This window comes from Shinella sp. BE166, from assembly GCF_051201095.1.
Lineage (GTDB): Bacteria > Pseudomonadota > Alphaproteobacteria > Rhizobiales > Rhizobiaceae > Shinella > Shinella lacus.
Genome location: NZ_JBPEHL010000007.1, coordinates 86,910 through 108,180 on the forward strand (window position 1 = coordinate 86,910; position 21,271 = coordinate 108,180).

Here is a 21,271-nt window from a genome sequence, read left to right on the forward strand (position 1 = left end):
CACTTCACCGCGTGACGCTATTCTCGGCAGGTCATTTTGGTGGCCTGCCGTTTTCGTTTGAGGCTGGAAATGCCGCCGCTGCTCAGCGTGACTCGTCCGTTACAATCCGCAGCGGCGGTCAAGTCTGGAGGCGTATGCGCTCCGCCACACCGCTTGACTTCGGCAGATGGACTCACGCCAATCTCTAGGCAGGTATCACCGCAAGGACTGTGAGATGTCCGATATAACAGTTAGCGTATTTGCCGCAAGCGGAAGGCAGCTTCTGGCACTTATCCCTGTTCCCAGCATGCCCATTGCGCACCCACACGGCGCGCCATGCGGCGATGACGATCTTGTCACGTACGCTATGGGCATCCTTCGGGATGGGCGTGGCTTTTCAGATCTTGAGGTCAGATCGTTCCGGTATGAGGTGCGCCGCGTGCGGCCAATAGAGGCAGACGGGTTTTCCATCGAAGTGCCGGTGGAAACTAGGGTCGACAAACTGACCGATGTGAAGACGGATCCTCATCTCCTCCTAGAGCGCCTTAGGCCAGGCGGGGGACAAGAGAGAAAGCCTGGCAGTCCATAATGGCAGAGGCTTAACCCATCGGCTGCGACATGCCGCAGCGGTTGGGATGATCGCTCTTCCAACAGTTTTTCCGTGATGGGTGCAAAAGGCTCTAATATGATCGTAGAACGCAACAAGCGCATTGTCGCCCTTCGCGATCAAGGCTGGTCGTTCAACGACATTTCTCGTGAGCTCGGCATCTCAGTCGGTCATGTCAACATGTTGTATTACAGGAACTGCCATCAGCCCGGCGACGGGGAGGTTCCGGACGGAATGTCCGCAGTAACTGCCCGAGAGGTAAGGGCGCTGCTGGGGGTCTGGCCGTCGTCAGAAACTGCCGAGGCCGTGGCAATTCTAGCCATGGAGTTGCTCCGCAAGTCTCGCAGGCGGCGAACTCTGGGAGAGGTGACCCAATGGCTTGAGAGCCGAGGTCTCGGATGGGGTGCGCCTAACGGGTGGAAGCCTTAGCGCCTAAGGGGTGGAAGCCTTACCCCGCGCGGCCAAAGCTGCGGAACGTCTCCAGTCCCGAAGTGCAGACCCACGGAACAATCGCATTCAGTCTCAGTTAGGTTTGCGCGGCCGGAACAGTGCTTCCCACCAAGCCCCTCCCAGCCGGCCGCTTTAGGGGCTGCGTCATTCTGATGGCGCAGCCCTTTTGTTCTTGCGCCTGCCGTCTCGACAACCCTGCATCGCGGTGCGAGGATGGAGCAACACGACGATGTAGCCATGCCCTCAAAACCAATCTTGATCCACAAGCTCACGCCAGCCCAGATCGACCTTATCGATCGCTTAGCCTCCAGCGACGACGTCCAAATGGACGGACTCGCCTACCCGGATTTGGTCGCCTATCAGGAATTGGAGAAACTTGGTTTCGCCGAAATGCGCATCGAGCCCCGGAAGAAAATCAAGATCGCGATCACCAATCAAGGGCGTCAGGTGCGTGCGGCCAGGTACATCTCCAGCAAGCCCGTCGTTCGCCTTACGGGACCGCAATTCCTTGCAATGTGCCTCCTCGCGAAAGGGCCGCGATCCTACAACGATATCCCCGCCTCGATGAAAGACAGTGTGCGGCGCTTGCGGTTACGCGGCTGGGCAACCGTGGAGGAGGATGCCGCGGGACGGTTCTGGACCGCGTTGACTGCCGACGGGTGGCAGATTGTGGATCTGCTGGACTAGGGTCGCTGGGCCGCGCACCGGTACCGCACCGAAATTATTCACGAACCGTAACGATTTCGCTGATCCCGGCCTTCACATACACCCCATTTCTATTTTCTATAGCGGCGGGCTCTGAAGGCCCTCCCAGTGGCATCTAGCCAATGTGCCGCTCGAATTGCCCCGCTTCAGCGGGGCTTTTTTGTGTCAACCTCGAACGCCCAGTGGATCGTCGGTAGGGTAGCAAAGAACCAGCACCCGGCGTCGCCTCACGCGTCGTCCGATTTCCCCCAACCCAACTCACGGCACAGCGCTTCCCCGCGCGCATCGCTTTTTGTTGCGTCTTAAAGGGACCCGCCAAATAATGCGACCTGCTACGGAATTCGACTAGGACACCTTTGCTCAGGACGTCATAGACAATGTGCATGCCAGTTTCATATTTCATCAGATCACCTCCAGCCTTTGATACGGCCGGCAGCGTGATCGGATCAAATCAATCAGCTCGTTAACCCAAAGAACTGAGGTTAATCAAGTAACCCTCGCGCTAATGTATAGGGCGATGGTTGAACGAACTGTTCTCACTTTCTTTCGGTCGGACGTTATTAGTGTTGCGTCATGTGTTGTATGGTGCGGACGCCATTGTCTGTCACCTAAAGGAATGTCGAGAGCCTTGGATCGTCATGCAAAGGTGACGACAGGTTCCAATTTGAACATCCAAGATGCCTAAACCAACAAAGCCACCCCACGGCGCCGGTCTAACGCCGTTCGGCATCTTCCTCCTGGCGCAGTCATTCGAAGACGCGGGCCATCTCGTGATGGAGAACACTATCCGCCAGTTCTCAGATCACCCACAGCGTCTCTTATTCCTCCATGCAATCGAGACGTACCTGCGTGCTTATCTCTGCCTGCAAGGCGCCGAGCCAGATGAGATTCGCGGCTATATGCATAACGTCGGGAGGATGCTGGCCACAGCTTAGCAAGCTCCCTCTCTTCGCTTCTGATCGCGATATCGCCATTGGCGTAGCGGCTGCTGCACCCCGCGGCGCCGATCGCCCCTCGCTCAAACCATTTGTACCAATATTACACGGATGTAGTGTCCTATCGTGTCGATTAAACGCTGTGGTTACCACGAGACAAATGCATTGATCGCGAGATAGAACCTTCGCCTGCTTGTTCTCGTACTTCCTGCACGAGCCAATACCGGCCCGTTCAACTCAAGGTACGCAGGAGTGGACAATGGCAAAGCCCTATTTTCTCACCGCCGACAGCGATACATTTGTTTTTGGCGATCGGCAGGGAAGCGTATTCGCACAGGCGGGTGACGACACAGTCGTAGGTAACGACGGCGACAACCGCATCGGCCTGGGTATTGGCGACGACAATGCCCAGGGTGGCGGCGGCGCTGATTTGATCTGGGGCAATGCCGGTAACGATGAGATCGATGGCGGTGCTGGCAACGACACGCTCTTTCACGGCGCAGGCGACGATATCGTCCGCGGGGGCGCGGGAAATGATATTGTCTACGGTGGCCCGAACATTTCTCCAAACTCCGGCTCCGACGACATCGACGGTGGAGCGGGTAACGACACGGTCTATGCCGGCGACAGAAACGACACTGTGCGTGGCGGCGAAGGTGACGACATCATCGGCGGCGGCGCGGGCGACGACATTCTTTATGCCGACGGCAACGACACCGTTTATGGCGGCGATGGAACCGACACCGCGTACATCCAAGGCGATGCACAGGACGTTCTGATTTCCCTCAATCTCGATGGAGGGTTTAATCTCGTCGGTGGCGGTGAAAGGCAGAACTTCTACAGCGTCGAAAAAATCGTCACCGGCGACAACGCCGTTCTTGATCTGGGCGTCGGCCTGTCCGGTCTGACGGGGGCCGTCGATGACCTGCTGGACGGCCTTGGTGTGGGCAATCTCGTTGACGAACTAGGGCTCGGCGGGGTGCTGAGCGGCTTAGGCGCTGATGAATTCTTATTGGAAGACCTGCTTGACGGCCTTGGCGTTAATGACCTGCTGTCCTCTGTTGGCGGCCAGAGCGGCATGGAAGACGGCTTGACCAACCTGCTGACTGACAATGGCCTGGGCAACCTCGTAGACGACGTGCTGGACGACTTGGGCGACGTGCTGGGCGGATTGCTCGGTGGGCTTGGTCTTGGCTCCCAGTCCGAATACCTGCTGTAAGCAACTTTCGCAATGTGGGTGGGAGCTGCTCGACGTGAGCGGCTGCGAGCAGCTCCCACCATCCCAAAAGGCTCCCTATTGCGATCCACGGGTCGTGCTCCCAATGGTGGCGTGACCGTGCAGACAAGGCCCGCTTGGCAGTCCGTTCATATTGATCATGTGGATCATGTATCGCTCCCGGTGGGCCTTATCGGCCTAAATCGCCCATTACGATCGCGACGTAAGTCCAGACAGAGACGAGATAGCTCGACGGCATTTTGCCCAAGGAGACCTTCTGTCCACAATCCTGGCAGCTTCATATCGCGAATATGAAGCCGGAGCATTTCGAAGTTCTGCCGGAAATCCCCAGCAATGAAACGGCGACAATCGGTATCGCTCTCGGGGTCGCCAAATAGGGCTCAAGCACTAGGCTTCGTCTATAGGTGGAGAGCCACGCTAGCGTGGTGGGCGGGGTGCCGCGATGTAGGCAAGGCCATGATTACATCGCACTCGCAAAAACCCCGCACATGATGCCGAGGGCATAGAGGCCCGCCACCGCGATTGCCGCTCCAGCCATCGCATAAATGATATGCCGGCTTGCCCGCTCTTCATTAGCCCGATCTGGCTGCGGGTCATCGAAGTTTGCCAGATCCTGTGGCAGATAACCTCTTTTCATATCAACACCTCATTCCGATCGGTTGATAGCATTAGCTGTAGGCTGAACTTCCGGCTCTCCTGGTGTCCAGAAGACAATGTAGATACCGGCGACAAGGGCCGCTATCCCCGAAATGACGATAACGAAGCCCTTCATGCCAGCAATAGCTTTTTGCTCAGTGCTCATGACAGCCGAACTGGAACGCAGAGCAAAGGTTCCCACGTCCGTCCCCCGTGGGCGAAGAGGCGTGGAGGGCTACGGTCCGATTGCAAACGCGAGGATTACAAAAGCTACTGCTGCCGCCCCAGCGAAGAGGAATGCAAGGACCTCCTCGCGGGCATAGCGGATCAAACGCCGGTTGGATTGATCGCGTGCAGTGGCGGAAGGTTCGTGTGGCAATTTAGACAAAACCATATAGCACCTCGTTTCAGTAGCCAGCTCGCCGCCAACCCGCCGCACGAGCGTCATCCTCTGAGCAAAACCAGCGCGCTCCCTTTGCGTAACTGATGGCGGTCTCGGTATAATAATGCTGGCCTGGAACGTGGTAGATCTGCTGACCGCCGTTATACGAGACGTTGCCCTTGATGTTGCAGGCCGGATCATAAAGTTCCCGCGGAATGAGCGCGTGGCCGCCCATCGCTAGCAAGCTCGCAACCGAAGCGCCGACTAACAGGTATGTGAAGCTGCTCATGAGAGAAAGCATTAGCATCCTAATGTTTTCCGCCGGTTTAGGAGTTACATAAAGTTGCATCTACTGAGTGGTGAAAACTACGGGCGGCGGCGGAAGCTCCTGGAGTCTGTAGGTGGGTCTAAGTCGGCTTGCGACGGCGTCGTTCCAGCTGATTAAGGAGGAGCGACCAATTCTCAGCTTCGACTTTGGCCATTCCCCATAAAAGGTAGAACTGCCCGTCCACTTGGATCTCAGCCGGGCCGTCCGTCTTGGCATCGATCACATGCCAAGTGCCGTTCTCATGTTGGCCAAGGTGATACCGCGACAGGCTCTCCATCCGGACAGGATACGCCCAAAGGGGCAAAATGACGATCGAATTTCAGTAAGGCCTAATGGGCCGGCCGGAACGTTGCGACAATTTCACCATTGTCCTTCCACTTAGGTAGCGCGGAGGGACAGATGGCCAAATTCTATTTCAAGATCCAGGATCAGGAAGACGTGCTTCAGCCGGACCGGAGTTTTGAATTTCCCGGGCCAGAGGAGGCGGAAAGCGAGGCCAAATTCCTTCTGGCGGAGATGGCAGTTGACGGCCTCCCTAAAGGAAAGCTCGATAGCCTTTCAGTTGAACTCCAAGACGAAAACCGGGTGCCGATAGTCACTGTGCGGCTCGTCATGGAGGTCATCCCCCACGGTTTTCATGAATCGTAACTGTGGGGAGACAATATTTCTCAAATAATCCGATTCGGCGGAACAAGGTGCCGAGTTCACTGTTATCTACTTGCTCTACGCGCCCTAACGCACGAGTAAATAAAGCGAGCGCCCCGGTCCCCCTCGGGCGCTCGTTTTTTTATTTGCTTCCTCCAGGCCTAAGCCTTGCCCGACTATTCGTCTTCATCGCACTCGACAATTTCGCACACCGAGTCAGTCGATGTCCGGTTTGCGCATTCGTTTAGTGCTCGCTCTCGGGCAGCACCCTCGTTGTCATAGCTATAGCTGTACCCGTAGGTTCCTTCCTCGGACACAGCGGCGCAGCCCCAGGCAAGGGCTGACGTGTTCGAAAGCGCAAGGGCGGTTACGAGGACAAGGGCGCCGAGGCCCGTCCGTATGGTAGGTGTCATGAATTTTCCCCAAAAATGAAATGCGCGGCTGCGCACACGCTAATTAAGCCAAACGTCCTACGCTCACGCAAGACGGTTGCGTAAATGGGGACGGCCAAATTTGGGCATTGAGTTAATTGCGAAACGCTCGCGGTTGACGGGACTTGGTTGGTGAGCGTTATCTTCAGAGCAGCCGGAGGGAACGAATGCTAATCGAACACGAGAGCGAGCTGGATCAGTACGACATCCGCAGAAGCCCCGCAGGCCAGTGGGAAGTGTATGACCTCTCGACGGGACTCGTCGTTGTCCTCAATGGCAGTCCACTCCGCGGATTGTTTGTTGAGGAAGCTCATCAAGCTGCTGGATTGCTAAATGAAGAGCAAGCGAGACAGGCACTAGGAAGGCCGCATTGAAGAAGTATACAGAGGAGGTGGTTGAAGCGGTTTCGGCTATACACACGGCGCGCGCCAACGCACTTATGGTGCTCGTTAAAACTTTCAACGAGAGCGGACGTCTAGACCCTGCGCATTATGCTGAAAACATCCGCATGACAATTGACGCCAATCGAACCACCATCGGACCTGATGCCCAGCGACTGTTGCTGGATATTGCCAGCTTGCTGGAGATCGAAGAGGACTCAGGAACAGCATAATACCGCGTGCTACCTGCGGCGATTGAGGCATACCCGACGAGAGGGGCTCGGATTTCGCGAGAGCCACCGAACCCCTTGCGCAGCTTAGGCGGACACACGCCCTCCGCCGGACCGTGACCTAATCATCCAGGGCTGTACACCTGGCGATTTAATCAGAATGCCCTTCATCCTTCCAAAGGACCGAATTGCGTCTCGCGCAACTCCAATAGGCTTATGGCCATCCCAGGCCATATAGCAGGTCTTCAACGTTGCATCGTGGACAATGTCCCGATCCCGCTGCGGCCATTCTTCCAGAAAATCAATCGCGTCCTCCAGACACGTTATTTCTCGGACAAGCTCTCTGCTCTCTTTGAGATATACGGGCCTATCAAACACTCTCAACATGGCTACCTCACTGAAAACGTTGGTGTTCAACAAGGATGGCGCTCATCAAAGCGCCTATCGAAAATCTAATTTGCTCACATATCTAGTTCAAGGCCCGCTGGTGCGCCTAACCGGAAATTTTCCAGGATCGGGGTTCAGGCGCGGCCACACGCTGCCTGCTAACCAAAGAGATAGCTTGTCCCACACGCCAATCAGGGAGCAGCAAAAGATGTCGCCCGAGTGTATCTCGCAATCCGCAATTTTCGGAAATACAAAATACTCGTGAAATGACGGAACTTCAGCCGCTTAGCCTTGTTGATAAAGCGCGATCCATCAGTGCCCCCAACATCACTGGTGGCGAAGGAGGGGGCCGCCCCACGTCCCTGGCCCGGTGGCCTCCTCTCTTCAAACATCGGAACTTAGTCGAGGTACCTATGGCGGCCGAGATCACCCAGGACCAACTGTTTGAGGCGATGGAAGGCATCCAAACCGAGTTCCCGTATATCACCTTCGCTGTTCAGGGTCGTCATTCCGGCCAAATTCTAGGCTTCGACCTTGCCCCCAAACAGGTGATAATCTTGCAATCGGTTGTGGACGTCGACGCGCAGCTGGAAATCACGGCTCATGATAGTCGCGGCAGTCGAGTGGGTCTTCTCTACTTGAAAAGATCTCCAGACGCTCGCAGGAACACCGTCGAGACCAGCCGCGATTCAGGCGTCTTTAATGACATGGCCTGGGGAAAGGCGGGATAGGAGCGGTTCAGACTGCCACGGCACTGACGCGGATACTATTCCCTTTCAAAGAACTCCCTCACTCCGCGAGATGGTCAATACTTCATACTCGCCCTCGGGAGAACCTCCCGTCCCCGTCACCTTAAAACCATGCTTTAGGTAGAATCCCTTGGCACGCTTGTTCTGCACGAGGCACTTAAGACAGTAAGTATTGCTGGACCAACCAGGCAGTGCTCGAAGCAGCGCGGTACCAGCACCCCTGCCCTGCCATTCCTTATCGATATAGAGCATATGAATAAAGCAATCAGGCTCCCAAAGCGATATAAAGCCCGCTATCTCTCCTCCATGCGCTTCGGCGACCAATATTAGCTCGCCTTCAGTTTGAGAGGTAAAGTCTTCGAGGCGGAATGAGGTCGCAGCTATCCAGTGAAATGTATCTCGTCGGCGAGTAAGATAAATGTCTGCGAGCGCATCACGATCTGCGTCAATGAAATTTCGGATAATCCAGTCGTTGCTCATGATGCGCTTTTGCTACGGGTTGATGATATAATGCTGGAGATTACAGATGGCCAGTTTCTTTAGACATGGTGGATTCAGTCGGCGATCATAGCTCGGGCAGTTGAAGCTGCATCAGAGCGGGATACGGCCCAGTAACAACTTGTAGCTGATTTTGGACTTGGCTCGAATGGATGCCATAAAGCGCTTTCTTATGGCACCTCTGCTCGTGGATACCGTCGATCGTCATTTAACCCAACACCAGGCGATAATGGCGGTGCCAGAATGGTTCGAACTAGCAGAAACAGCGAGCAGAGCGGTATTTAACTTTATAAGGCCACTGGCGAAAGCTTGTGGTAAAGGCGGAATAGCCGACACTGGGAACGACTGCATTGCGCCCGATAGTGGACGTACACGGCGATTGCCCCAGCCTCAAAAGCCGACGATATCCAACCTGTGCCAGAACCGTAGGGCGCAAGCTGACACCGCCGGATTGGTGCCTGAGAATTGACAGTCTGCAAAACTGCGTTAAACAAAAGCCATGGGGTTGCGATCGCCCCACGAGGCGTCATGCCAAAGAATCGCGTCCATCAACCCGGCTAACGGAGGACGCGCCATGCCGTCATTTCTTGAAATTTCCCCCGAAAAACTGAGCCGCCTCATCGGTACGCCTAACGCCCCGGTGCTTGTTGACGTGCGCACCGACGAGGATTTCGAGGCAGATCCACGGCTGCTTCCAGGCTCTCGTCGCCGTCCTCATGAAGAGGTCGCATCCTGGATGGGAGAGGTGATCAATGGCCCGGTTGTGATCATATGCCAGAAGGGCAAGAAGCTCAGCCACGGTGTTGCTGCATATTTGCGAACGGGGGGGATTTCTGCGGAAGTCCTTGACGGCGGTTTTGAGGCCTGGAAGGCCACGGCTCTACCTTTAATGCCGACGGCTCAGGTGCCGAAGCGCGATGCTCAGGGCCGCACAGTCTGGGTGACGCGCTCGCGGCCGAAGATCGATCGCATTGCCTGCCCGTGGCTGATCCGGCGCTTCATCGATCCGGGTGCAGTCTTTCTGTTTGTCGCGTCAGGTGAAGTGGTCGCCGTGGCAGAGCGGTTTGGCGCAACGCCGTTCGATGTCGACGATGTCTTCTGGACCCACCGAGGCGAGCTTTGCACCTTTGATATGATGATCGAGGAGTTCGGACTTGTCACTGCACCCCTCCTTCGCTTGGCGACGATAGTTCGCGGTGCTGATACAGCCCGACCCGACCTCGCACCCGAGGTTGCAGGCCTGCTCGCCGCGTCACTCGGCCTGTCGCGCATGTTCAACGACGACCTTCAGCAGCTCGAGGCCGGAATTATGCTCTACGACGCGTTTTATCGCTGGTGTCGCGATGCCACCTCAGAAACTCACGACTGGCCTGCTGGAAAGAGAGGTGAGTGAGATGTCCGACACGATCGTTTCTGCAGAACCGTCACTTGGACCGGCAGCACACGGCATCTCATTCATGGAGGCATTCAAGGTTTGGCTGCGCGTTGCAGCGCTAAGCTTTGGTGGCCCCGCGGGCCAGATCGCGGTCATGCACCGGATTGTCGTCGACGAGAAGAAATGGGTCGGCGAAAACCGGTTCCTGCATGCCTTGAACTATTGCATGCTGCTTCCGGGCCCTGAAGCGCAGCAGCTTGCCGTCTATCTCGGCTGGCTTATGCATCGCACCGCAGGCGGCCTTATGGCGGGCATTCTCTTCATTCTGCCCGGCTTTCTGTCCATCCTTGCGCTCAGCTACATCTATGTCCTTTATGGCGACGTATCTGTTGTTGAGGGGCTATTCTTCGGCTTGAAGGCTGCGGTCCTCGCGATCGTTCTTCAGGCTGTTTTCCGCATCGGCCGCAGGGCTTTGAAGAGTCCGGCCATGATCCTGATAGCCGCTGCAGCCTTCCTGGCAATCTTCGCATTCCAAATCCCGTTTCCCTTGATCATACTTGCGGCTGGCATTCTTGGCTATCTAGGGGCAAGGACTGGGCACAGTTGGTTTGCGATTACAGGCGGACACAAGGCAGCGGCCGGCAAGATCCTTTCTGACGCGGATTCCGCCCTAGGCGAAGGGATGCCCGCGCATGCAAGGCCTAACCTCCAGTGGTCACTGAGGGTCTCCGTGGTTCTTCTGCTGCTGTGGCTTACGCCCGTGGCCTTGCTCTATGTCACGCTAGGCCCGGACAACGTCTTTACCCAGATCGGCGTCTTCTTCAGCAAGATGGCTCTAGTCACATTCGGCGGTGCCTATGCGGTACTGGCCTACGTGGCACAGGAGGCGGTGCAGAGTTACCAATGGCTGCGGCCCGGCGAGATGTTGGACGGGTTGGGCATGGCGGAAACAACCCCGGGGCCCCTGATCATGGTGCTCCAGTTCGTCGGTTTCCTCGGCGCTTATCGCGATGCAGGCGGGCTTGGCCCCCTGCAGGCCGCGACTTTTGGGGCTATCCTTGCGACCTGGGTGACCTTCGTCCCGTGCTTTCTCTGGATCTTTCTCGGTGCGCCCTTCATCGAACGGTTGCGTGGCAATGCGGCGATCTCCGGCGGTATGGCCGCGATTACCGCCGCAGTTGTTGGTGTGATCCTCAATCTTGCGATCTGGTTTGGGCTGCATGTCCTCTTTTCGGAGGTGGCCACTTTCCAAGCTGGACCGCTGTCAATGCAAGGGCCTGTGCTGTCGTCAGTGGAGTGGGCCTCGGTCGTGCTGACGCTTCTGGCGGTTATTGCAATCTTCCGCCTCAAAAAGTCGGTTATGACGGTCCTCCTCGGCACTGCGGTGCTTGGGATGGCTTGGACCCTTGCAGGCATGCAGTGACGGCGGCGCGTTTTGAACACATGTGAAAGAAGACTGGTGGAGGTAATCCCGCCAGCCGCAATGATTACATGACCCGCGTGATGTCGCCGTAGGCACCGTCGGTCGTGAGCCGCAGCTTGGCTCGCTTTTGCATTCAGAACCGGACAGTCCGCTCCCGGCCCGATACTGTTGAAAAACTAAGTTGCGTGTTATCATGCATCCGCGCGGGAGGAACTGCCCCATGACCCTGCTGTATTCTGCTATCGGCATCGTGAGCGGTTTAGGTCTTGTGGCTGTCGCCGTTTGGTTCGGGCTTTATCCATCTATAGCCAATCGAAAGTCTTCGCTTCCTGAGCCTAGCGGTAACTCTAACGAGCCAAATTCTACGAACATCTGGGGCTCGGGAAACGACCATCCATAACAATTGCCGGGATGGGAAGCATGTGATTCAATCGTCGCATCGATTTGCGGAGGATTGAGCGATGATGGGATGTCAGACAGCTCCAGCGCAGCTTTTCTACGACTTCTGCCTTGATGATCACGTTCCGGCAGACCACCTGCTGCGCGGGATTGACCGCCATCTCCAACTCGACAGTGTCCGGGCACAGTTGAAGCCTTTCTACAGCGCCACTGGTCGCCCCTCCATTGATCCCGAACTTATGATGCGAATGCTGATCATCGGCTATTCCATGGGTATCCGCTCGGAACGCCGACTGTGCGAGGAGGTCCATCTTAATCTCGCCTATCGCTGGTTCTGCCGCCTCGGTCTGGACGGCAAGGTCCCGGATCATTCCAGCTTCTCGAAGAACCGCCATGGCCGGTTCCGGCAAAGCGATATCCTGCGGCATATGTTCGAGACGGTAGTGGAACGCTGCCTCGCTGAAGGGTTGGTTGGCGCGGAAGGATTTGCAGTTGATGCCAGCTTGATCGCAGCGGATGCCAACAAGCAGCGTTCGGTACCAGGCGCTGAGTGGGAAGCAAAGGAAGACGCTGGCCGCTCGGTCCAAGAGTATCTGGCTGTTCTCGATGATGCCGCTTTCGGTGCTGCGTCGCCCGTTACACCGAAGTTCATCTCCCCGTCTGATCCGGCCGCCCAATGGACCGGCGCTCACAAAGGCAATGCCTTCTTCGCCTACGCCACCAATTACCTGATCGACAACGATCATGGCGTCATTGTCGATGTGGAGGCGACGCGTGCGATCCGCCAGGCAGAAGTCGGAGCATCCCGCACAATGCTCGAAAGGACCGAGAACCGCTTCGGCTTGAAGCCGGACTATCTGGCTGCTGACAGCGCTTACGGTTCCGCCGACAACTTGGCATGGCTGGTCAAGGAGAAGAAGATTGCGCCGCACATCCCGGTCTTCGACAAATCGAACCGGACGGACGGTACCTTCTCACGTTCGGACTTCACCTGGGAAGCAGAGAACGAGCGCTACATCTGCCCGGCAGGCAAGGAGTTGAAGCAATTCCATCGGACGTACGATACGCCCAGATCGGGGATCACTGCCGAAGGGACGCGACTCTATCGTGCCAGCAAAAAGGACTGCGATGCCTGTGAATTAAAGCAGCGTTGTTGCCCTAACGCGCCTATGCGCAAGGTACCGCGCGATCTCAATGAGGACGCGCGCGATGTCGCCAGAGCGATTGCGGCCACACCAGAATATGAACTGTCGCGGCATCGCCGAAAGAAAGTCGAGATGCTCTTCGCTCACCTCAAGCGCATTCTGCGGATGGCTCGTTTAAGGCTTCGAGGGCCGTGTGGTGCGAGAGACGAATTCCTGCTTGCAGCAACGGCACAGAACCTGAGGAGGCTGGCCAAACTCCGGCCTCAGATGCCGCCATGCGGTGCCGTCGCCGCTTGAGAGCGGCATAAATTGAGACCCTACGCCGAGGCGCGGGGCAGAAACTTATCACTACTCTGCCCGGAAGACCGTAACGGGCGGACACGCGGCAAATGCATCGAGTTTTTCAACGAAATCGGCCCCAAAGCAGTCATACTTCGAAGTAGGGTATAACCAAGTCGTATGTCGTCGTCGACCGAGAAAAACCACCGCCAGGTGTCGCCAACCGGCATGTAAGAGCAAGCCTCTTCGCGGTGGAAATTTCTCGCCTTCCCCCGCGTCATCCTGCATCAATGCTCCTTTTCGACAGTACCCCCCCCGCTCTAGAACTCAAAAAAGCGGCTCACCGTTGACTCTTTCCTCTGAGAGAACATACTAAGAACGAACAGGCGATGCGGACGCCAATCTGACAATCAGGGGCATTGATGCCTGCTGTGGCACGACACAGGAGAACGACGATTTGCGCCCGCTCGAAAATTACAAACCCAAGGGAGATGAGGTCGGCGAGGCTCTTGCCTGGCACGATGGGGATGCGCTTGCAACGATTGAGACATTGCTCGCCGACTGCGCCCACCTTCGGCAGCAGATCGCGATAGCTGACCGCGCGATGAGCCGCGGTTTCACGAGGGGCTGGCGGCCGGTGTCCGAGCGCGGCAACAGCGATCGGCCGGAGTGACGCCACGTGCAGAGCAACCAAGCCCTCATCGCTACCCTCCAAGAGGCGATCGACAACATCGCCGGTGGACAAGCGCGCCGACGCCCCCGGCTGCCGTTCGGCATTCCTGAGATCGACGAGAGGCTCCGCGGAGGCCTTTCCTTTGGAGCAACACACGAAATCGCCGGCGGAGGCGCCGATGCGATTGATGGCGCCGCGTCGTCTCTTTTCGCAGCCGGCATCGCCGCTCGGACGAGTGGCCCAATTTTCTGGTCGTTCGTGCGTGACGACCTCTTCCCCCCGGGGCTTTCCCAGGTGGGGCTCGATTTGGAGAGGGTGACGTTCATAGGCTGTCGGGACGATGCCGAGGTCTTGAACAGCGCCGAGGAGATAATCCGGCAAGGAGGCGTCGCGGCTTGTGTGGCCGAGACCGTGCGCCTCCCAATGGTCGCTTCTCGCCGCCTTCAGCTGGCGGCGGAAAAGACAGGGACCATGGGGCTGATTGTTCGGCGGTGGCGCCGGCAGAGCGAGGCAACCGACTACGGCATGCCGACCGCCTCCGTTACCAGGTGGCGCATTTCCGTCTGCCCATCAGAACGGCTGCCGGCCGCCGGCGTGGGTCGCCGACGGTGGCTTTTGGAATTAATGCGCGCCCGCGCTGGCGACTGCTTCGAGATCGAGGTCGGCGGATGCGACGAACGGGGCCAAATGGATGTCGTGCGCGACAATGATGAGCAACATCGGATCGCGCAATGACCTTGCCACGCTTGAAAGACTTCCGCGGCGAAACAATCGACATGGACTGCCGGCGCTGTGAGCGGCACGGCATCTATGACCGAAAGGCCCTGGTTAAGAAGTTCGGCGCCCAAATTGAGTTCATCGAAATGCGGCGCCGGCTCGCCATTGGATGCGACCTCATCGGAACCGATCGGTGCCACGCTCCCTTTCCTTGCCTGCTTGCCGCAAACATTCTGATCGATAGGGGGACGACGTGAGCGACGACACCACGAGAACGACGCCGCCCGGCATTTACGAACATTATTGCGAGCATCCAGGCTGTAACGAATGGGGCGGCTTCGGATTTGCGTCCTCGAAATCAATGCCTATGCATTGGTGGTGCTGGGAGCATTACCCATACAAGGAGCCGGGGAAGCCTACCGCAAATGGTTCCTTGTCGAGCTGACAGTACCGCCCTATCCTTCGCGGATGGCAATTCTTGGACCCCGACCGACGGAACAAGCGGAGGACCGTTTCCTCCAATGCGAAGAAGAGTTAGAGGTCGAATTCCAGGCGTTGGTCTGGAAGGCGTTGAAGGCAGGATGGGATGAGGGCGAGGCTTGCGTGGCCATCGCTTCCTTGGCGGACCATCACATCCTGTCCTTGGGGTGCAACGAAATGGCCGACGCGATGATGCGAAAGCTGAGAGGGTGAGCAAGTATGTGCGGCCGTTTCACGCAAATGCTGTCCTGGCGGGAGTTGGTGGCGCTCTATCGGCTGACCGACAACATTAAAAGCCGAAACACTGAGGCCCGATACAACATCGCGCCGACGCAAACGGTGCCATTTATTCGCCTGGACGAGAGCGGCGAACAAATCGTTGAGGATGGCCGGTGGTGGCTTGTGCCGCACTGGGCGAAGGAAATGCCGAAGGCGGCAATGTTCAACGCTCGAATTGAGACCGTCGATACCTCCCCGGCGTTCCGGGATGCCTTTAAGACCCGGCGCTGTCTTGTCCCGGCTGACGGCTTCTATGAATGGACCAAAGCCGACGATGGTGGGAAGGATCCGTGGCTCATCCAATTGCCCGGCGGCGCACCCTACGCTTTTGCAGGCCTCTGGGCGCACAACAGCAAGCTCGACGTCACGAGCTGCACGATTGTGACAGCACCGGCCGTCGCTCCCATCAGCCAGATCCACGACCGCATGCCTGTCATTCTCGATCCAGGGGCATTCGACGCGTGGCTGAATCCCGCTACGCCCGTCGAGAACCTGAAGGGGATGCTGCTTGGTCGGAACATCGACGCTGATGTGCGGATGCATCGCGTAAGCCGAGAGGTCAACAGCTCCCGCTTCACCGCCCAGCCGGCGCCGATCGTGAACTCTTTATAGGGAACAATTGTTGAGGCGCCGCGTTGAGAGTTGGCCAATCCACTTTCAGTTCAGCACTCGCCCCGCCCCGCGCGGGGCATTTTCTTCTCTCGAAGGCCAACTCGCTTGAAGGCAATTTCCGACGTCGTCGCAGAATTGGTGCATGCCGCTAACATCGCTGGACGACTCTCCGACTCCGAGAAGCTACTGCTGTTGACCCGAGCTTACATCACCATCCAAGAAGGTGGCGAAGCCCTGGGTAATGTTGAGGCAGCCGCCGACTCTGATGTCGCGATCGACATTATCACCTCAACTGGAATGGTCTGCCAGCTGACGGATGAAGAATTCAAAACTCTCCTGCTTGAGGCTGCCGACCAAATCCGCGACATCAAAATCGCTTTGGATCGCAAGAGAGCCCGGTTCTCGTCTTAGTAAAACGATCGGAAAAAAAGCACTCGCTGGAACCTAAGGGCAGTGGTGCCGTTCACACATTGCGGTCAAGCAGTCTGCACTCTGTCATGGTCCCCAACCAGTTGACCGCGAATTCGAGGCCGCCTCAGCAAAACTAAGGCGGCCTCTTTGTGTGTCCCAACGAGAATTGCACATTGATGAAACTCAGTCAGCGTAACCGGATGAAAGCCGGGGGAGCCCACGATATTTCAGTCGGAACAACGGAGGCCTCAGCTTTGTTCGGGCAGTACCTGAATGGAGGTAACAATGACTGAGAAGAAAGCAGACAAGACCAGTGACGCGGCACGCACCGGTGACGACGCGGATAAGAACCGGGACGAACTTGTGAAGAAGGCGGAGAAAGGCGTGAAGGACGCCTTCCAGAAAGATGAGGATCGGCAAAAGTAAGGCGTCGTGGTTCTCGCGCTGCCCGTCTCGGGGACGTTTCCACGCGAATGATGGTTCGGGAATACGCCACAAAGGAGCTGCACAGATGAGCCACCAGAAAGACGAACGCGGAGATCCAATCTCACGTACCCATGATCCCGCCCGAAAGGATTTTTCAGCGGTTGAAGCACGTCAAGGCGGGAAAGGCTTTCCCGTGTTGGCAGTTCTCGGCACCAGCTTGGCGCTGGTCGTCGTTGTATGGGCCGCGGTTGAGCTTTGGGGCAATTACATCGATCCTACGCCAGACCGCATGGAGCGAACGACGACGACCTCCGGTGAACCGACACAAGACACAATCGATAACTCGGTTCCGGGCGAAACTCAGACAGTTCCCACGGATCGGGACCCCACGCCGGAATCAGGCACCGGTGGTGAAAGCCAGACTGTCACGCCGGATGGCACATCGAACTGACGGTCGCTACGGCCCGGCGCATTACTGCGAGCATCCGCGCTTTACCGAATAGCGCGGCTTTGGATTTGCGTCCTCGAAGGCGTTATTAGCACTCCCTTGTCGAGCTGACTTGGCGCGGCCGATAAGGGCGTGGAACAGTTGACGTTATCCACCGTTTGAAAAACGCAATTTAGGAGGACGCGATGAACACCCTGATTACCTCACCCCGCAAGCCCATGAGCGACGTAGACGCGCAAATCGAGTGCGAATTCGCGATCGATCTGCCTGTCCGCGAATTCATCGACGCTATCGTCCAGGCCGGATGGACGCCAGAAGTGGCATACGCCGCGATGCGTGATGTCGTCGATAATCAGGCGCTCGCATATGCCGAACACCCTGATCACGTGGACGAACCTGCACGGAGGTCAATCTATGGGTAAGGCCGGCGTGCACCGTGGCCGCCGCGTTGCCATTACGATCAGCGTTGCTCTCTTATCTTTATTTGCGATCCTGGTTCTGGTTGTGGCCGCATCGGTTCTTCGCGATTTCGTAGCCTGACACCCCTTATTAAGTATTGCGTGATGAACTCGGGGGCATGGTTAAGCGCCCGTCGAAGACAACACGCCCCACTCCGCTCCTCCAAGACGATGATGCAACCCTGCGCGGGCAACGTCGCCGCCCGCGTAATCCAGATCAACCACAACTCCCCTTCGACCCTATACCGGCCCGCATCGAGCCGTGCTTGGCGAAGCTGGTGTCAAAGGCTCCATCGGGGCCGAACTGGCTATTTGAAATCAAATGGGATGGGTATCGATTGGCCGTTCATCTTGAGCATGGCAAGGTGAGGATCCTCACGCGCGGCGGGCACGACTGGACAGAGCGGTTCCCAGCGATCGCCGAGGCGGCGGCGGCGCTGCCAGTCAGCACGGCAATCCTGGATGGGGAAGCTGTCGTCCTCGACGAGATTGGCCGATCGGACTTCAATGGCTTGCAGCAAGCGCTTGGCGGGCGTGGCGGCAAAAAGACGGCGCAGAGCGCAATCCTCTTCGCCTTTGACCTGCTTTATTTCGACGGGCACGACATCACGCGCATGGATCAGGATGACAGACGGCGCTTGCTGGAGGATCTGGTGCCAGAAGAAGCAGACGGCTCGATCCGTCTTTCTCAGGAGATCGAAGGCGATGGAGCCGCCATCTTTCGAACGGCCTGCGAACATGGACTTGAGGGCATCATCGCGAAGGATCGGACAAAGCCTTATCGCAGCGGCCGGAACGGCGAATGGCTCAAAATCAAGTGCGTGGAGTCGGAGGGGTTCGCCATCGTCGGCTACGAGCGCTCGGCCGACGGGTTCGGCGGCATCGGTCGGCTGCTGGTGGCAGCTCGACAGGGCGACGGGCTCGTTTATGTCGGCGGGGTGGGAACGGGATTTTCCTCGGCGTCCGCGACTGCGCTTCGAAAGCGAATGGACACCATAGCCGTCACGCTGCCGCCCATAGACACCGGTAAGAAGCGCAAGAACGTCGTATGGATTCGTCCGGAACTCGTCGCGGAGATAGAGTTTCGAGCCTGGACCGGGGACGCAAAGCTGCGACATGCCTCTTATAAGGGGCTTAGGGACAAGGCCGACATGGCGGAAGTATACGAGATATCGGAATAAGAATATCGGCGGCGGCGGAACACGCGGTCAAGCTGTCTGTTAGGTAGGGCGGAAAGCGTACTCCTGTCGCCGACCGCCGGGGAGACAGCCAGGAAGCAACGACTGTGCGGTCTCCCCGATGACAGGCTTTGTACGCTAGCGTACCCTCTCAAAACCTGTATTTTTTTTGTGCAAGCTCCTGCTATGTTTACTCAGCAGTGGCATAGAGCAAAGGGCTGCCATGGCCGTTTGCTTAAGAGCTTTCGCCCCACCCCAAAGGGCGCGACAATGGCAAAACCCACCGCTGACGTTATCAAAGACGGCGACCAGTGGGTGGTTGTCCTGATCGAGGACGGCACTGAGATACGTAAAGAATTCGACATTCAGCAACACGCCTTGAATTGGCTTGAAGGTCAACGAATGCGTCTCGGTTGGAAGAATGCTGAGGCGTATCCCGACGTCTCTGTCGAGCCAAATGGCGGTGCTGGCCGGAAGGATGCTGCAGATGAATGAACAAAGGTCCAGAAAGCCGAACGTTTCGCTATGGGGCAACCTTGACGAAAGCGCTCGCGTCGCCCGGGAGCAAGCTGAAAACGAGAGAGCCGCGCGCGAGGCCAAGAGCAGACGGCTGAAAGAGTTGCGGCTCGGAAGGCGCTCTCTCGACGCTGATACGTTGGCCGATGGCGAGTCGGAAAATTGACAGAGCCGGTCGTTGGCCGCATATTTCCACGCGCACCTAATGGAAGTCTTCTCAACCCCGCTCAGGCGGGGTTTTTCTTTTCCTGTCAAAGGGCTCCGATGCGCTCAAAGCAAGCAAGGTTTCTCTGGCCGCAGCCATAATGGCAAGGACGAAACGATATAAGCACGTCATGATGTTCGCGCCTCACGAGCGTATGAGTCGACTTCCCTCATAAATGGCGTATGGTTGTGTGCACGCGAGGAAGCGAAACAGGCACCATCGCTCGATTTCGAAGGGACTTGCTCAAAAAAAGGAGGGACCAAATGAATGTCTCCCTACGCAGCCAGGCCTACGAACCGGGCGAACTAACCGAACTCAAGACGGTCTACGACGAAATCACTTCTCAGAATTGGTTTCGTCGAACCGAGCAGGCGAAAAAAGGTTTCGCCAAGTACCTCTTCTCGACCTTCGAGGCAGGCCAGTTCGATCGACAGCGGCATTACAACGAGGTCGTGGCAGTCGCCCGACGATGCTACGCGCGCTCATGATCTCAATCGAAATTGACTTTCCTAGAACGCGGGACATAATCGTGCTTCCCTGAGTGCATCGACTGTCTTTACCCCGCTTCGCCGCGGGGTTTTCTTTGCTACGTGTCAGCGAGGAATAGACGAGCGAGTCCTCACCTTCGACAATTAGGCGTCAAAACGCTGCTGCTTTAAGCGCATTTCGAGGATGATGTCACAAGCGCCTTAAACGCCGGCCTGGACCGCCATGAGCTCGCCTAGCTACCGTTGCTGGGTCGGAATTCTCCAGGCGCTCGCAAGCTGTCTTGAGGAATTCGAGCGTCCCGGATATCTTTGAGGCTGCCTCCATCCGCGATCGATCCTCGACCACGCATGCCGGCCGCTGGTCCTTTTCCTGCCGGGATTCAATCTAGGACGCGAGGGCGGCTCCGGCCGCGTCGGTGAGGCTCGAGCGGGCCGAAGCGGTCGCCGTACTCGGTCAGCGCGTCGATGGCGCTCAAGGCGTTGGTCTTCTGCGAGATGTTGAAGGCACAGCTGTAAGAGGCTCCAGAAGCGCAAGCGGAAGCGTCGCGTTCATGAGATGTCCTTTCGAGGGGGTAGATTAGAAATGTCCACCGAAGTGATGGCTTACAGCGCGAGTGGCGACCAAGAAGACAGATGTTCAGAGATCACGGGTGAGGCATAATCGAGGAGCTTTCGGCCCTCAGACTATCCCCCACCGAAAGTAGTCGAGGCCCGGCGGTGTGCCCCATGCCGGGTCTCGGTTACATAAAGGACGCTGCCAGATGCTTGAAATTTCTCCAGCCTCAGGCAAGTTTCGCATGGAAAGGCATACCGCCGGACGCTCTAGCGGATTCGGCAACCAGCGATGCATGAAGCACCTCGGAGGTTACCTATGGTCTATGAATGGGACCCTGCCCGCGCCGACCGCGCGCGGAAGATAAAACTTGCGTCGCACGTAGCGCTGACGATTTCGGTTTTCGCCATTCCTGCCGCATTTATCCTCGCGGCGATTGCAGTGTGAACCGGCTACCGCTATTTTTGTATGGGCGCACGGCGGAGCTTGACGCAAACGGGTTAGAACGTGGAACAAAAGATATCTTTGGGAATTCGAGCTTCTGATTCTCACCCGAGCGAGGCCCGCGATGTACCAACGTATGAAGCGTCTCCGAGATAATGACAAAACGCTATTAGCTGCTGCAGC

At 57.2% G+C, this 21,271-nt stretch carries 26 protein-coding genes; 21 read left to right on the forward strand and 5 right to left on the reverse strand.

Going from position 1 to position 21,271, the window contains the following annotated elements; all coding sequences use genetic code 11:
* Nucleotides 1-1,249: 1,249 nt before the first annotated feature.
* On the forward strand, nucleotides 1,250-1,723 hold the full coding sequence (locus tag J2Y63_RS18505) for a hypothetical protein (RefSeq protein ID WP_435267291.1): 474 nt from the start codon (nucleotides 1,250-1,252) through the stop codon (nucleotides 1,721-1,723).
* Nucleotides 1,724-2,935: 1,212 nt separating this feature from the next.
* Entirely contained in the window at nucleotides 2,936-3,895 is a 960-nt protein-coding gene (locus tag J2Y63_RS18510) for a calcium-binding protein (protein WP_435267292.1), read from the forward strand.
* Between the two features lie 478 nt (nucleotides 3,896-4,373).
* On the opposite strand, the gene J2Y63_RS18515 is transcribed toward J2Y63_RS18510, so the two are convergent.
* From J2Y63_RS18515 to J2Y63_RS18525, 3 genes are all read right to left on the reverse strand, one after another.
* Nucleotides 4,374-4,550 (reverse strand): hypothetical protein, encoded by a 177-nt coding sequence (locus J2Y63_RS18515; RefSeq protein ID WP_435267293.1) that lies wholly within the window; start codon nucleotides 4,548-4,550, stop codon nucleotides 4,374-4,376.
* A 9-nt stretch (nucleotides 4,551-4,559) separates the two neighbouring features.
* Nucleotides 4,560-4,751 (reverse strand): hypothetical protein, encoded by a 192-nt coding sequence (locus J2Y63_RS18520; protein WP_435267294.1) that lies wholly within the window; start codon nucleotides 4,749-4,751, stop codon nucleotides 4,560-4,562.
* Nucleotides 4,752-4,956: 205 nt separating this feature from the next.
* Nucleotides 4,957-5,238: a sunset domain-containing protein gene (locus J2Y63_RS18525; RefSeq protein ID WP_435267295.1), complete on the reverse strand. Its 282-nt coding sequence runs from the start codon at nucleotides 5,236-5,238 to the stop codon at nucleotides 4,957-4,959.
* A gap of 420 nt (nucleotides 5,239-5,658) precedes the next feature.
* On the opposite strand from J2Y63_RS18525, the gene J2Y63_RS18530 reads away from it, so the two are divergent.
* Both J2Y63_RS18530 and J2Y63_RS18535 read left to right on the forward strand, forming a co-directional pair.
* Nucleotides 5,659-5,907: a DUF6894 family protein gene (locus tag J2Y63_RS18530; protein ID WP_435267296.1), complete on the forward strand. Its 249-nt coding sequence runs from the start codon at nucleotides 5,659-5,661 to the stop codon at nucleotides 5,905-5,907.
* A gap of 798 nt (nucleotides 5,908-6,705) precedes the next feature.
* On the forward strand, nucleotides 6,706-6,948 hold the full coding sequence (locus tag J2Y63_RS18535; RefSeq protein WP_435267297.1) for a hypothetical protein: 243 nt from the start codon (nucleotides 6,706-6,708) through the stop codon (nucleotides 6,946-6,948).
* An 84-nt stretch (nucleotides 6,949-7,032) separates the two neighbouring features.
* On the opposite strand, the gene J2Y63_RS18540 is transcribed toward J2Y63_RS18535, so the two are convergent.
* Entirely contained in the window at nucleotides 7,033-7,332 is a 300-nt protein-coding gene (locus J2Y63_RS18540; RefSeq protein WP_435267494.1) for a DUF982 domain-containing protein, read from the reverse strand.
* A 413-nt stretch (nucleotides 7,333-7,745) separates the two neighbouring features.
* Here J2Y63_RS18540 and J2Y63_RS18545 point away from each other — a divergent pair, with 413 nt between their 5' ends.
* Entirely contained in the window at nucleotides 7,746-8,063 is a 318-nt protein-coding gene (locus tag J2Y63_RS18545) for a hypothetical protein (protein WP_435267298.1), read from the forward strand.
* 45 nt (nucleotides 8,064-8,108) lie between these two features.
* Here the strand turns inward: J2Y63_RS18545 and J2Y63_RS18550 are convergent, their stop codons facing one another.
* A complete protein-coding gene (locus tag J2Y63_RS18550) occupies nucleotides 8,109-8,561 on the reverse strand; it encodes a GNAT family N-acetyltransferase (RefSeq protein WP_435267299.1) in 453 nt (150 codons plus the stop codon).
* A 592-nt stretch (nucleotides 8,562-9,153) separates the two neighbouring features.
* Here J2Y63_RS18550 and J2Y63_RS18555 point away from each other — a divergent pair.
* From J2Y63_RS18555 to J2Y63_RS18630, 16 genes are all read left to right on the forward strand, one after another.
* Nucleotides 9,154-9,972: a chromate resistance protein ChrB domain-containing protein gene (locus J2Y63_RS18555; protein WP_435267300.1), complete on the forward strand. Its 819-nt coding sequence runs from the start codon at nucleotides 9,154-9,156 to the stop codon at nucleotides 9,970-9,972.
* 1 nt (nucleotide 9,973) lies between these two features.
* Nucleotides 9,974-11,377 carry a chromate efflux transporter gene (gene chrA, locus J2Y63_RS18560; RefSeq protein ID WP_435267301.1) on the forward strand — a complete coding sequence of 468 codons (1,404 nt, stop codon included), beginning with the start codon at nucleotides 9,974-9,976 and terminating at the stop codon, nucleotides 11,375-11,377.
* A 461-nt stretch (nucleotides 11,378-11,838) separates the two neighbouring features.
* Entirely contained in the window at nucleotides 11,839-13,218 is a 1,380-nt protein-coding gene (locus J2Y63_RS18565; RefSeq protein ID WP_435267302.1) for a transposase, read from the forward strand.
* A gap of 439 nt (nucleotides 13,219-13,657) precedes the next feature.
* Nucleotides 13,658-13,873: a hypothetical protein gene (locus J2Y63_RS18570; RefSeq protein WP_435267303.1), complete on the forward strand. Its 216-nt coding sequence runs from the start codon at nucleotides 13,658-13,660 to the stop codon at nucleotides 13,871-13,873.
* A 6-nt stretch (nucleotides 13,874-13,879) separates the two neighbouring features.
* Entirely contained in the window at nucleotides 13,880-14,608 is a 729-nt protein-coding gene (locus tag J2Y63_RS18575) for an ImuA family protein (protein WP_435267304.1), read from the forward strand.
* On the forward strand, nucleotides 14,605-14,847 hold the full coding sequence (locus J2Y63_RS18580) for a hypothetical protein (protein ID WP_435267305.1): 243 nt from the start codon (nucleotides 14,605-14,607) through the stop codon (nucleotides 14,845-14,847). The genes J2Y63_RS18575 and J2Y63_RS18580 overlap by 4 nt, the downstream gene beginning before the upstream one ends.
* 70 nt (nucleotides 14,848-14,917) lie before the next feature.
* Nucleotides 14,918-15,283 carry a hypothetical protein gene (locus tag J2Y63_RS18585; RefSeq protein WP_435267306.1) on the forward strand — a complete coding sequence of 122 codons (366 nt, stop codon included), beginning with the start codon at nucleotides 14,918-14,920 and terminating at the stop codon, nucleotides 15,281-15,283.
* A 6-nt stretch (nucleotides 15,284-15,289) separates the two neighbouring features.
* Nucleotides 15,290-15,961 (forward strand): SOS response-associated peptidase, encoded by a 672-nt coding sequence (locus J2Y63_RS18590; RefSeq protein ID WP_435267307.1) that lies wholly within the window; start codon nucleotides 15,290-15,292, stop codon nucleotides 15,959-15,961.
* A gap of 105 nt (nucleotides 15,962-16,066) precedes the next feature.
* Nucleotides 16,067-16,372, forward strand: coding sequence for a hypothetical protein (locus J2Y63_RS18595; RefSeq protein ID WP_435267308.1), 306 nt, complete (start codon nucleotides 16,067-16,069; stop codon nucleotides 16,370-16,372).
* Between the two features lie 285 nt (nucleotides 16,373-16,657).
* A complete protein-coding gene (locus J2Y63_RS18600) occupies nucleotides 16,658-16,798 on the forward strand; it encodes a hypothetical protein (protein ID WP_435267309.1) in 141 nt (46 codons plus the stop codon).
* A gap of 85 nt (nucleotides 16,799-16,883) precedes the next feature.
* Complete coding sequence (locus tag J2Y63_RS18605; RefSeq protein WP_435267310.1) at nucleotides 16,884-17,249, forward strand: hypothetical protein; 366 nt, start codon at nucleotides 16,884-16,886, stop codon at nucleotides 17,247-17,249.
* Between the two features lie 182 nt (nucleotides 17,250-17,431).
* Nucleotides 17,432-17,668 carry a hypothetical protein gene (locus J2Y63_RS18610; protein WP_435267311.1) on the forward strand — a complete coding sequence of 79 codons (237 nt, stop codon included), beginning with the start codon at nucleotides 17,432-17,434 and terminating at the stop codon, nucleotides 17,666-17,668.
* Nucleotides 17,669-17,823: 155 nt separating this feature from the next.
* On the forward strand, nucleotides 17,824-18,885 hold the full coding sequence (gene ligD / locus J2Y63_RS18615) for a non-homologous end-joining DNA ligase (protein WP_435267312.1): 1,062 nt from the start codon (nucleotides 17,824-17,826) through the stop codon (nucleotides 18,883-18,885).
* 267 nt (nucleotides 18,886-19,152) lie between these two features.
* Nucleotides 19,153-19,377 (forward strand): hypothetical protein, encoded by a 225-nt coding sequence (locus J2Y63_RS18620; protein ID WP_435267313.1) that lies wholly within the window; start codon nucleotides 19,153-19,155, stop codon nucleotides 19,375-19,377.
* Between the two features lie 489 nt (nucleotides 19,378-19,866).
* Nucleotides 19,867-20,091, forward strand: a complete 225-nt coding sequence (locus tag J2Y63_RS18625; protein WP_435267314.1) for a hypothetical protein — start codon at nucleotides 19,867-19,869, stop codon at nucleotides 20,089-20,091.
* A gap of 871 nt (nucleotides 20,092-20,962) precedes the next feature.
* Nucleotides 20,963-21,091 carry a hypothetical protein gene (locus J2Y63_RS18630; protein ID WP_435267315.1) on the forward strand — a complete coding sequence of 43 codons (129 nt, stop codon included), beginning with the start codon at nucleotides 20,963-20,965 and terminating at the stop codon, nucleotides 21,089-21,091.
* Nucleotides 21,092-21,271 lie beyond the last annotated feature (180 nt).